This window comes from Flavobacterium sp. (assembly GCF_027531905.1).
Lineage (GTDB): Bacteria > Bacteroidota > Bacteroidia > Flavobacteriales > Flavobacteriaceae > Flavobacterium.
Genome location: NZ_JAPZSU010000035.1, coordinates 57,921 through 71,409 on the forward strand (window position 1 = coordinate 57,921; position 13,489 = coordinate 71,409).

The window sequence follows — 13,489 nt, forward strand, 5'->3', positions numbered from 1 at the left end:
ACTATCAGGAAAAGATCCTGACAGTATTATTTAGAAGTATTAGAACTATTTAATTACTTTTTCAGTTTGTATAAGCATACCACCTGCATCATACATCGACAATAAATACATTCCATTTGGAAGATTTTGTGTATCGAATTCGATTTCTTCTTGCTCTGGAGAAGTAGTGCTAATTTTTATACTTCGCCCTTGCATATCAGACAATTTTATTTGAGCAATGGTGTGTCCTTTGAACAATTTGACTTTTAATTTATTTATAAAAGGATTTGGATATACCTGTAGTACATTGTTTACTGTAGTCGTTTCTACAAGAGTCAATAATTGAGGTGATTTTCCGTTTCCAGTTACCGAGTCAGCATGAAAAGCAATACTCTCATTTACAACAAAACTTTGCTTGTTTTGTGCGTCTACAAATTCAAAACGAATGTTTTCGTTATTTTTTTGACCGTAAATAGTTACAAAATAAGTATTCTTTTTTGTTATAGGATTAAAAACAGGAGCCGCTTCGGCACGTAATTCGGTACCAACATACGCTCTCAACTTATTATTACTATCTTGATTATCTCCTACTACTTCTGCAATTGCATTCATACTGTTTGCGTACTTAGTACTCGCAGGAATCTTAGTTACCATTTCCTCTTTTGTTTTATTTCCAGAAGCGGTATAGCTTAGATTCGGATAGTAGAAACTACCCGCTTGAGCCGTTTTCAACATGTATCCTTCGCCTGGACGCAAGTGTGTTAAGTCACCAATCCAACCAATATTTTGAGCATAAATAGCCAAAGCAAATTGATTTTTTATGACATCCCCTTCTTTTACACCTGCAAAACCAGCCAAGGCTTGATTAATAGGTGTATTTTTGAATCCTATAAAACCAATCCAATTCCATCCTTGAACAACATTTATTTTTACTTGCTCCCCTTTGAGTAATAATCCACTGTATTTAAGTTTATTTTCGTAACTCAAAAACACTTTGTATCCTCTTCCGTTTTGAATAGAACCGCTTGTGGTAAGTGATCCCAACCATCCCTCTTGTTTATCAAAACTATCTACCGCATCGATAGTACGAATTAAATCTCCGTTTTCTGCACGAAGTGTTTTTAACAAATCGTTGGTCTTAAACTGTTTTGATGGATTGTAGTTGTAATTAAGATGAGCCGAAATCCATGTCCATCCTTTAGACAACTCATACGTGTGTTCTAAAACATCGACTGCATTAAGCATCTCTGGCTTGATTGAAGTTCCTTTGACATCATTTGCAACAAAAACATAACTAGGCGTTACATCACGATGTACTTGTCCGTCGCTAGCATTCCAGATACGAAATTGTATTGCTTCGTTTGCAGTAGTATTACTATAAACATTAATATAAGCTTGATAATTATCTAAAGCTGGAATGTATCTCAGTTTAGCAATACCACGACATTGATCCCCTACAAAAGCGGCTACTTGATCATTAGGGTCTCTAGAAACATCTCCATTAATATTCAATTGAGCAATAAAGTTCATAGAATATTGATAATCCGAAGGAGTTACTTTCCAATCTTCGGGTAATGCCTTAGAGACGTCCAAACTAAGATTCATAACCTCTGCAAAACCAAATTCGGTTTCTAAAAGAATGTCTTGAATATAGTTTCCAATATTGACATCTTTGTCAACAGTAAAAGTAACTGGCGTAGAGCTTTTTGGCCCAATAGAACCGCTACTTGGGCTTGCAGTAAGCCAAGAAGGTAAATTGCTAATATTGTAATTAAATACTTTACCTCCAGTATTCTCAATACGGTTAGCAAAAGTAAGTCCTTTACCAGTCTCTATTTGGAAATTTTTATCCGATTCTGTCCAAATCACTTGATTTTTATCAACATAAGCAGTCCAAGTAACAGGTGCTCTCATGATATTACCATTGAGATCCTGAACACCAGTAACGCTAATGTCTAAAATTACATTCTCTAGTACACTATCAGGATCAGCTGTTGTCAAAATAATTTTATCTTGATTGGCTGAATAGCCAAAATTTACTTTTCGAACTGGTCTAGGCAATTTTACCAAAGGAGTTTCTTGCATAAATGCAACACTTTCTTTGAGTAGAGCCGCCTGGCCATTTTCCTTAACCGCGGTATTTCCTGTTGCTGCCGAAGCGTTTGAAGCTTCTAACATTTCGATTCCCATGTTCGTTTTGTATTTATCAAAAGGCAAATACAAATCCAATCCCGCTTCGTCTCCACTAAGCATATATCGCATGTCGCGTTTGATTTGCAATGCACTACGAGTACCTTGCCAAATACGAACCTCATCTAGCGCTCCAACAAAATGTTGATCTTGCTTAGTGTTTCCGAAAATATCGTTCCATCCCATGGCACCTAAGTGTAAGGCTGCACCACCAAAACCAGAGAACCCTATCGTTTGCGTTTCGGTAGTATTTTGTTGTTTTCCATCAACAAAACAAACCGTATTGGTCAAACGATCAACCACTAAAGCAAAATGATGCCATTGGTTGTCAAAAAAGTTCGTTGTTGTGGCTTTAAATTGTTTGTTATTGTTCCAAACTTCTAATAAACCAGAGCTACCTGCTCGAATAGACCAACCGTTTTTGTTTAAATCCTGATCGTCCCCTCTACCATTTGATAGTAATGTAGCATTGGTTGTATTATTTCCTTTAAACCAAAACTCGATACTAAAATTCGACACATCCAAATAAGCTGGCGAATTAATAGTTGCTTTGGTATTGGCAGTTGTACTTAGAGCATTCCCTTTTAGTGCCACTTGCCAAGTACCCGAAACAATTTGAGCATGACGTTCTCTAGCGATATCTTGTACTAATGTCCCTTCTGACTCTTCCATTGGCCAGTTGCCTAACAATCCTGGCTCATTGCTTTTAAGTCGTTTTGTAGCTGCTACATTTACCTGTGCTTCAGTAAGTGCTTTACCCCAAAAACGTAATTCATGCATATTCCCTTTAAAAGAAGGACTTTGCGACAATGCATCTCTACCGACTAAAATAGCACCGATTGCTTCGTAATTTGGAGTGTAGTTTTGCTTAATAGCATCTAATACGCCGTTGATATACAATTTGGCTTCCTGATTATTGGCATCGTACGCATACGCATAATGTACCCACGAATCATCTGCTGGAATTGTTTTAGTCGAATTAAATTTTACTCCAGCTAAAGTAACTTCAAACTTATTGGCCGAATTAAATCCTGCACGGAAAGATTGAGCCGCTGTTGCACCTTGAGAAAGCAAGGTTTCAGCACCTGAGTTCTTACGTTTGGCATAAAAGTCAAACGAGAACGAACGACGATTCAATTGAATTCCGACTGGGATTTTCATATAATCATTCGTGCCATTAAAATACACACTCGCTGGGTGTCTTAGTTCTCCACCTTGTATTACACCTCGAATATCAAAATTATATGGGTTCAATAAACCTGCATTGATAGGCTCGTTAAACTGTATCATTATTTCGTCTCCCGAAGATAAAACCCCGTCTGCTGGTTGCGGTGCACCAAAAGCACTCGGATTTACTCTATCTATAATTCCAGAAATTGTCGGAGAAGTATAAACAACATCTTGAGATTCGCCTTGACATATACTCTGAATGCGCACATCATACAAATCATCCGTTAACTTAGACACGTCCCAATTGTAGATAAAGTCATTACCACCTTGTTCGGTCAATAAAGGTGCTTTTCGCAACACTTCTTCTGGACCTGCATTGGTACGGGCTTCGTCATTGCGATAAAAGGTTTCTAGAAGTTTCCAATTAGACTCTGATTCGCTCGCACGTTTGTACTGAATTTTAATCCCTTTAAAGCCTTGATAATTTACATCATAATCTCCAACTTTTATAGGCAATCTATTTTTGCTATCATAATTAACAGTCCAATTATTGCCTGGACTTACAATAGTTGCTTCGGAACAAACAGGAATGTATTCAATGTCTAAAGTAATTTCCTTGTGGATAGTTTCATCGCAAGTCGATTCAAAAACCAAAGTCAATCCTTCGTATTTGTATTCTTTTGGCCCTCTTAAAACGGTCAAAGTTTGTCGCATTTTTTGCCCAAAAGGGATCGAAATTTCTACAGGTCTTACCAAGGTTTCCCCATTGAGCAATACCACCAAACCATCAGGATTTGATGCAGGATCAACAGACATTTGATAAGTAATCTCTTGATCTGTAGATGAAGGAATTAGCTCGGTTTCGTTACGCAATTCTAAATCAAAAATCGCCGCTTTGCTAGAAGGGACATTTACCCTATTGGCTTTGTCATTTCCATCTACTAATATTCCAGGTTTTTCAATCTGAACGGTACGTTTTCCTAACAACGGTTTTTGTTTGGTTTTAAAGGCCTCAAGCAATTGAACGTAAATTGCTTTCTTTTGTTCAATAGCCGTCTGAATTTCTTCGATCTCCTTAGTTTGTTTTTCTAGATCATCTACTATCTCAATTACCTGAGATCCAAGTAAGACAGGAACAAGGTGCCTTCTCTTTATAGCTTGTATTTGTTGATCCATTAAAATGGGGAATTGCTTTATCCAGTATTCCAAATAATAAGGATGTTCTTTGGTTACTTCGAGCTCTTTTTCTCTTTCGAAAGGACAAGAAGTTTGCCCGGATACGATTTGAAATATCGGACCGTCACTTCCTTTTCCGTCATAAATATTCATACTGTACACATTATACTTATCATTGTCCTGAATGGTATAAGAGGTAGTAACGGTATTGATAGTTGTATCGTTTGCGCTATCGCTAAAGGTTTTATCGCCACCTCCATGTACACTCATAGATGGACCAGCTAAAAAGCCTGTACCTATAAGTATCTTTCCTTCTGCATCCGCCGAAGTACCTGCCATCACCTCTGAAGATGACACAGTGGTTTCTGTAGTTTCAGTAGTCGAAGTATTAGAATAAGCAATTCCGGAACTTATAGAAATGTTCTTTTGTTTGGGTTTGTTTTCTGAAATAGCAGTAAATTTTTGAATTTCATTGTTCATCAAAATTTCTTCCCAAGCTCTAATTTGATTGTTGTACCAACGTACTTTGTCCTGTATAAGTCCATTTATTTTAGGAGCATTTTCTCGTTTAAAAATATAACTATTACCACTATCATCTCCTACATCATCTCTGGTATAATCATTTTGATTCGCCAAATCTCCCAAACGAGGATCATCATTATTAACTCCGTACAATGGGTTTGTACCTTCCAATTTTGTAACATACACATTGGCTTGGTCTATAAAAAGGCTGTTTCTTATGGCTTTCAATTTTGGAATCAAATCGGTTTTGATATGATCTTCGGAATAAAGTAATAGGGTTTCTCCTTTTTCTTTCTGATAATAGGTTTCGCCTTTGTTGAGCACGTATTCCTGCCCATCATCCCCTGTAACTCTAGGTCCAACACAACCCACGCATTTACTCGCCAAAATAAATTTCACATTATTGGCACGACCAATTTCTATGTTTTTAGAATCGGCAATAAAAAAATCCCCTTTTTCAAAAGCATCAGCGGCTGTAATAGTTAGGTTTTGGGTTGTTGTTATGGCTTTTGCACTTGTTTTTTCGCTGCCATTAGTTCGTGAACCATAGTTTGTTGCCAATACTTGTCCTTCTGTTTTATTCAGTTTTATTCCTGCTAGAGGCACCATATTTTCCATCTCCCAAGCAATTCCTACGCCAACACTAAAATCGCTACCAGACTGAGTACTGCTAGTAGTTTCTTTGGTAATGGTACTTCCTTTTTCTAACGTTACACTACTCCCACTTCCTGGCGGTATTCTAAGCGTAGTGGTAATAGAAGCGGGTGCTTCGGTTATAAAATCGGTCCCTGGCATTTTGGCTCCACCAAGGACGTAGGCTTTATACCCTTTGGAAGCATCGTTAGGATCTGGCCAATATACCGTATAATCTCCCGTTTTTAGCGCAATAGCCATTGATTTTACAAAAGAATCTTTGTCTCCTGAACCTTGAACAAGATCGGGATCTCCACCTATAAAGTTATAATTTACACTACCCTCATTTTGCAGATCAAACTGATGAGTATTCCCCGAAAGATCCTCCCATTCTTCATTGCCCTTTTGATACGCTGCTGTTGATCCTGCATCGGCTTTGGCACTTATGTTATTGCTTACCGTAACTTGACCGTCTAAAACAGGTACTTGATCGGTAGCTGGGTTTTTTATTGGCTTGGTACCATAATACTCATATTTTTCAATGGCTTTAATAGTCACTTGATACCCTTTTCCTTGTAAAAAAACAGGATAAGGCAATGCTTTGGTTGGCAAAAGAATGTCTTTAGACAACTCTTTATCAAATATTTTTACCGTTGTTTCTCCAACAACTGTTTTTTCGGTAATTACGTTTCCGTTTTCGTCTAGTTCAGCGGTGTTGGGCAAATAATCTCTCGAAATATGGTTTTGCACCACCATAGTAGGCGTACTTCTATAGATCAATCGTTTTGCGGCGTTATAATTTACCTTTTTAACAACATAATCTCCAGAAATCAATACAGGTTCCTGCTCTTCAATTCCTTTATACGCAGCAGCATCATCTAGTTTTATCGCTGCTATATCTTTGGATAAAAATAAAATCTTATCATCGGCAGGGTTTGCTTCATCTCCAATATAAGACACGTCTGAGAATTCGTACTCGTTGGGAGGTAATTGAATTTCAAACTCTCCTGTTTCTGGATCTGTTTTTACCGAGCGCTTAATGCGGGTATCCTTGGAAGTTAGCGTAAAATAAGTGGCTCCAATGTTATTGATACGTTGAACATCCGTTTTTAATTTTCCTTTGTATGCAGAAAATCCTAACTTTTTGTTGGCCTGAACCAATCCCCCTACAACACAACCGGTAAAAGTGTGTTTGGTATTGTCTAAAACTTCTATTCCAGACAAGATATCTTGATAATCATAAGTGCCCGTTGCTGGGAATTTATTGCTCACAAAAGTATGTCCGTCTTTTCTAAATTCTAAAAAGTGTTTCCCGATAGGCACAACAACTTCAAATTGTCCAAATTCATTAGAAACAATTGGCAGTCCGTTTTTAGTTAATTGTTGTGTTCCGTTTAACCAAATAGAAACTCCTTTAGATCCTGAACTCTGAAAATGGGTTGGGTCATTCTCTTTATCGTCAAAATTAAATCGTATCGTTCCAGTTACTTTAAACGAAGACTGATCGATAAAATCAACATTGTTTTCGACACTTCTACCTTCGCCTAAAAACAAGACACGGTTTGATGGAGAAAACGAGTGGATAGCTCCGCTAAGGGTCATGGTAGGAGTGATGCTGAAATTTTCTCCTGCATTTTCGTATGAAATCCCTTCGATGACATAATTACCGTTGTTATCAGTAAATCCAGCAAAGCCCAATTGTACTTTCGAAGGCACTTCTTTACTCCAAGTTGCTCCCATTAGGTCTCCGTCAATCTTGTTGTAAACGCCACCTTCTTTGGAAGCGTCAAATACAAAAGGACCAACTCCTTCGTCAAAACGCCAGTTTCCAACAATATTTGGAGTCTCTGCTCGTATCAATCTACTGTAATCACGTTCTACATCCTCAGGCGTTAATGCTGCTTTATAAATGCGAAATTCATCAAGTAAACCATTATAAAAATTTCCAGAACCTGTGCTTCCTAAATAAATAGGATGGGTAACAATGGCTGCCAAAGATCCGTTAGCATTAACAGATTTGTCTAGTTTTCCGTTAATGTACAATATCAATTTGCTATTGTTATAGGTAGCAAAAATATTAGAATAAGTCCCCTCGGTAAGCTTTGCTTTTGAGGTTATCGAAGTCCCAGCAATAGTAACTACTACTCTATCATTGTTCAATGCTACTTCAAAAACACCTGCTTGGCTTGCTAAAACTTGTTTCGAAGTCCAAGCTTTTGGTTTTGCCCATACCGAAACCGACATCCCAGTGGTGTTATAAGCAATAACTTTTTGGTCTGGATTAATAATTACGCTTTGGTTCACTCCATCAAAAGACAAAGCATTACCAGTTACCATTCCGTCTTTTTCAGCAACGACCTTTACGTTTGGTACTGCAACGCCTCCTGTATAATTAATATTTCCCGTTACAATTGCTGATGGCAATCTAAAACCAATACCTACCGCTAAACCTTGCAGGTCTTGCAATTGAGTGTATGGAATTCCAGAAACCTTACTGATATCATAACTAGATATTTTTTCTAAACCACAATCTGCCGATGCAATCACATAATACTCATAAAGTGTTTGTGCTACTGCTTTGTTATCAGACCAAGTGCGTGTGTTTTTGTCCACCGTTGCTTGCAACTCTGGTGCAATGGTACTATTCAAGGCACGACGAAAAATTTTATAACTGCCTACAAAATCAGCATTCTCATTGGTCTTCCAATCTAATTGCACTAAATTGCCAAAATAGCCTTTCGAAATTTCTAAGTTATTAGCCAGAAAAACTCTCGAAAGATCAATATTAGTAATACTCAATTTATCTGAAGTATCTGCTTGAACAAAAACCGTAGCAGCAGACGATTTACAACTGTTAACCGCAATTATTTTGTACGAATAGGATTCGCAAGTACTCACTTCTTTGTCAGTATAGGTAAGCAAATATCCATCACTTCCTGCTACTTGATTTTTAATCTGACCTTCGTAAAAATCACCTATTGGCAATTCGATAGTCGTTTCTGTACCTTTCTTTAAATCTTTTCTAAGAATCTTATATTTTTGACTAGTTGCATTGAGATAATCATCCAAAACCCATAGTGGTTCATTCCAAGATAATTTTACCCCAGATTCTGCACCCGTAACCATAATCATCCTAGCATTTGTTGGGGCTACAGGACTCGCAGGAGATATTCCCATTACGGCTTCTTCAGACTTTGCACCTTCTCCAGGACACTTGCCTCCTTTGGCAGCTATTTTGAAATAATATTTTTGTCCACGAGTAAGTCCCGTTACAGTATAAGATCGTTTAGATCCCGAAATAGCATCTGGCATAGCGGTAAAAACACCCGTAGGACTAGTAGATCTATAAAGCACAAAATTAGTTGGACTTGCTTGAGACCACTGCCATCTTAAATCAACCGAACCATCACATTTAGTAGTACTCGCCTGTAAATCGGCAGGAATTGGCAATGGATCAAAGGAAGATCCATCAATTTCATTACTACCAATTAATTCATTTTTCCAGTACAGTTCTACTGTTGCACTTGTACTTCCAGTAACCCCTTTTATACTATAGGAAGTCGCATCAGCTCTTAAATCAGTAATTTTTACCCCCTCTCTTTTAACTTGATAAGTAAAATCGTTCGAAGACAAAGTTGGATCTACTGTTATTTTTTTCCAAGCTAGATTTACAGCATCACAACCTTGAGTTACCCTTACATCCGGCATATTAGGCAAAACCGCAGTTGTGAGTTGGGCATTTAACGATTGTCTTGGATCTCCTATATCTGTTTGAGCTGAACCCGATAATGTGATTGGTCCAGTAAGAAATTCGGCAGGAAGCGGAAATGTAATGTATAGAATACCGTTGTTATTATGTTCATATATGAATTTCTGATAGGAATAATGATAAGATGTAGCAATATCCCACTTCGTCCTAGCTGAATTTAAACAGCTATCATCGGCATTAGTAAGTCTAAAAAAACCTCCTCCATTTGTAATCTTGAAAATTTGCTTACCAGCCAATTCTACTACTAAATCAAGTACTATATCGTCTCCTGTATCACAATCAACATCCGCAAGTATTGCTGTAAAATAGAGATTACTACCTACTATTTTTGCATCCCACAGCTGCCCCCTTGGGTATTCTCCTCCAATTTCTAACCTCCCAAGTCTTATATGATGGGATTCTTGAGCAGTACTTAATAAAGTTGTTAAAAATAAGACTAAACATGTTAAAATCTTTAGTTTTACGTAAAAAGTAAATTGTAGTTTTTTTCTCATAAGTTTATATTTGTTATGCAAACTTAATGACAAAAATTTAACAAAACAGCATTTTATCGATAATTAATGCATTTAATCCTCATATTAAAACAAATAGACACTTATTTGTAATGTAAATTCTGTTATATATAATTATGTATTTTATAAGAATTTATTTGTTTTTTTTGTTAAAGCTTGATTTATTTTCCTCTATTTAATAAATCAAGTTACATACATAAAAAACACTTAAATTTTTAGTTAATATTACCATATGGAAAGAAAAAAGAAGTTATTTGAATGGTATTGATGATTCTTCTGCAAAGTTTATAACCAATATTCAACGACCTTGTAAGCAAAGATGCAAAATGTCAATACGAACCAGTGGAAAGTTTACAAAATAATAGCAAATAGCTATAAATTTATCCAAAGGAAAAACGTCCTGGAAAAAACTTCAAAGAAATGTAGACTATTATTCGTCAGATAAAAACGGCTACATGAACAATTCAATTATACGTCAATAAGGAACATCTGGAAAAATATTTAGATGGCTATTTTATGGACTAAGCAGGTCAAATTACAAAGATTCTAATATTGATAGCATATTCAAGCGATTAGTCTCGCATCCGCATCAGGGTTGGAAATAAATAGTAGTCATTAAGTAAGAAACTCGATTTATACAAATGCGAATGCCCTGACCAATCGGATGACTAACTCAAAATCTAAACATGTATCATATTGGAGTTTTTTTCATCATAATCCAAATCTTTAACTTTTTAGATTAAATTTGTCCTCTACATCAATTTTAATCTATTTGAACACAACTCTTTCCTTCGAAATTTATAAATCTGCACACGAACTTCCAGAAAACTGGGATACTATCGCTAAAGCAACTCTTTTTTTACAAAGAGATTATTTTGAAATTTTAGAACATTCGTGTCCCAGCAACATGAAATGTTTCTTCATAGGCCTATTTCAAAATAATGATTTAGTGGGCGTTGCTTTGAGTCAGTTTTTAGATTTAAACAAATTAGAATCCTTTGGCGAACGTGATCAATGCCTAAAAACAATTATTCGAAATTTTGCTTTTAAGCGCTTTTCTTCTCATGTTTTATTTCTAGGAAATTGCATGCTAACAGGCGAAAACGCTTATGCCTTTTTGGACTCTATCCCATTTAATGAACAAATAAAAGTCCTTCATGAAGCCCGAAATAGTATCGAAGAAATTCTAAAAAAACAAGGAATACAGATCCATTTACGAACCAGTAAAGATTTCTCTAAAGCCGAAAAAGATAAAATCAATCAAACCCCATTTAGGAACATTTTTCAGTTTACTACGCAACCCAACATGATTTTTCCTATTCCTGAGCAGTGGAAAAACGAACAAGATTATGTAAATGCTTTAGCAAAAAAATATAGAGATCAATACAAAAGAGCCCGAAAAAAAGCTGAAGGAGTCGTTAAACGCAAACTTTCACTAACAGAAATAGAACAAAATCAAGAATTGATTTACGACTTATATTATCATGTAGCCAAAAATGCACCTTTTAACTCTTTTTTCTTATCTAAAAATCATTTTAGTGACTTAAAAAGAATTTGGGAAGATAATTTCCTTTTTTATGGCTATTTTTTAGATGGAAGATTGATTGGTTTCAATACGTTAATCAAAAATGGCCAAGCAATGGACACCTATTTTTTAGGGTATGATGAAGCCTTACAACGAGAAAAAATGCTGTATTTGAATATGCTTTATGATATGATTGCTTATTCCATCAAAAAAGAATTCAAAACGATCATTTTTGCTAGAACAGCCTTAGAAATCAAAAGCTCTGTAGGAGCTAAACCAGAAACCATGTATGGATTAATGGAACATAAAAACCCTATTATCAATCGCTTTTTGCCTCGTTTATTTAATTATCTCGAACCTAAAACTATTTGGCAAGAACGAAATCCTTTCAAATAATTTCATAAAAAAAGGCTACTCTAAAAGTAGCCTCTTCTGGTTTTTGAACAACTATTTGAACAACTATTAAAGTGCAGTAATTATAAACTCACTTCTTCGGTTCATTTGGTGTTGTTCTTCGGTGCAATTGGATTGGTTGGTTGGTTCGCAGCCGCAATCGTTGATGAGTTGCGATTCGCCATAGCCTTTTCCAGTGAGCCTTGATTTATCGATGCCTTTGGAAACTAACCAAGCGATAGTCGATTGTGCTCTTCGTTCGGATAATGCCAGGTTGTATTTGGCCGTTTGTCTGCAATCGGTATGAGAACGAATGTCGATTTTCATGGTTGGATTTTGTTGTAAAACATCTAATATTTTGGCCAAGTCCAATGCCGCTTCCTTGCGAATATTGGATTTATCCAAATCAAAATAAATCATTTTGATGCCAAAACATTTGCCCAAATCATCGCCTACGGTTACTTTGCAAATGCTGCCTTCTAGTTGTAAATCCACTGTGGTTTCGCCTGTGATTTCAGGGATTTTAATGACTACTTCTTTTGAGGTGTAGTCTTCTTTGGTTGCTCTTACGCTATAGGTTTTTCTACAATCGACCTTAAAGCTGTAATTCCCTGACGCATCGGTTGTGGCCTCGCCAATTACTTTGTATTTTTTGTTCAAAAGCACTATTTGTACGCCTGCCAAAACTGCTCCTGATGCCTTGTCGGTTAGGGTTCCTTTCAAGATTTGTTTGCACTTTTCTTTACTTATAAATCTATAAATATCATCCGAACCTAATCCGCCATCGCGATTCGAGGAGAAGAAGCCTTTGTTGATTTCGCTATCTCGGTAATATCCAAAGTCATCTTTAGGAGAATTCACTTCGGCTCCTTCATTTTCAACTTCATCAAATGTACCGTCGTTATTGATTTTGGTGGTAAAAACATCCAAACCTCCTAGTCCAGGATGTCCGTCTGAGGCAAAATACAATTGATTGTCTTTGGTTACAAATGGAAACGTTTCTCTACCTTCGGTGTTGATTTCTGTTCCTAAATTAATAGGTTCTCCGTAAGTTCCGTTGCTGTTGATTGCCACTTTATACAAGTCCGATTGCCCGATAGTTCCCGGTCTATCCGAAGCAAAATACAAGGTTTGTTCATCAGGACTCAAGGCTGGGTGCGCCGAACTGAAATTATCGCTATTGAATGGTAATTCGGTTACATTGGTCCATCTTTTGTTGACTAAAGTAGCTTTGTAGATTTTCAGTAAGGTAACTTTGTTGGCATCTTTTCCTTTTTTACCATCCAAATAGTTGTTTCTGGTAAAATACATGGTATTACCATCTTTAGTAAACACCGGTGTAGCTTCGTGAAATTTAGAATTGATGTTGGCATCATAGCGTTTGGGATTGCTCGCAATAAGCTCTCCGTTGATGGTTGCGGCATATAAATTGGTAAAATGCTCGCCTGTCCAAGTGTGTTTACGTTGGCCGATGCCACCGGTATCTCTTGCTGATGTAAAAATTAATTTATCGTCTACAATGGCACTACCGTAATCAGAAAATTTGGAGTTGATGCCTGCGTTTTCAATAGTGTAAATACCAATATTGGCTCGAATGTCTTCTAAATATTCACTATTTTT

Annotated in this window: 3 protein-coding genes; 1 reads left to right on the plus strand and 2 read right to left on the minus strand. The window is 36.6% G+C overall.

Translation table 11 applies throughout. From position 1 onward, the window contains the following. Positions 1 to 45 precede the first annotated feature (45 nt). Positions 46 to 9,933, minus strand: coding sequence for a LamG-like jellyroll fold domain-containing protein (locus O9307_RS09705; RefSeq protein ID WP_298298353.1), 9,888 nt, complete (start codon positions 9,931 to 9,933; stop codon positions 46 to 48). A gap of 790 nt (positions 9,934 to 10,723) precedes the next feature. On the opposite strand from O9307_RS09705, the gene O9307_RS09710 reads away from it, so the two are divergent. Continuing rightward, a complete protein-coding gene (locus tag O9307_RS09710; RefSeq protein ID WP_298298356.1) occupies positions 10,724 to 11,872 on the plus strand; it encodes a GNAT family N-acetyltransferase in 1,149 nt (382 codons plus the stop codon). 66 nt (positions 11,873 to 11,938) lie between these two features. On the opposite strand, the gene O9307_RS09715 is transcribed toward O9307_RS09710, so the two are convergent. Next, the coding region (locus O9307_RS09715) for an OmpA family protein (RefSeq protein ID WP_298298359.1) at positions 11,939 to 13,489 on the minus strand (1,551 nt) is incomplete at its 5' end.

What these genes read in the sequence shown, in the direction of transcription:
- O9307_RS09705 (WP_298298353.1), bottom strand. Translation starts at nt 9,933, where the DNA reads ATGAGAAAAAAACTACAATTTACTTTTTACGTAAAACTAAAGATTTTA.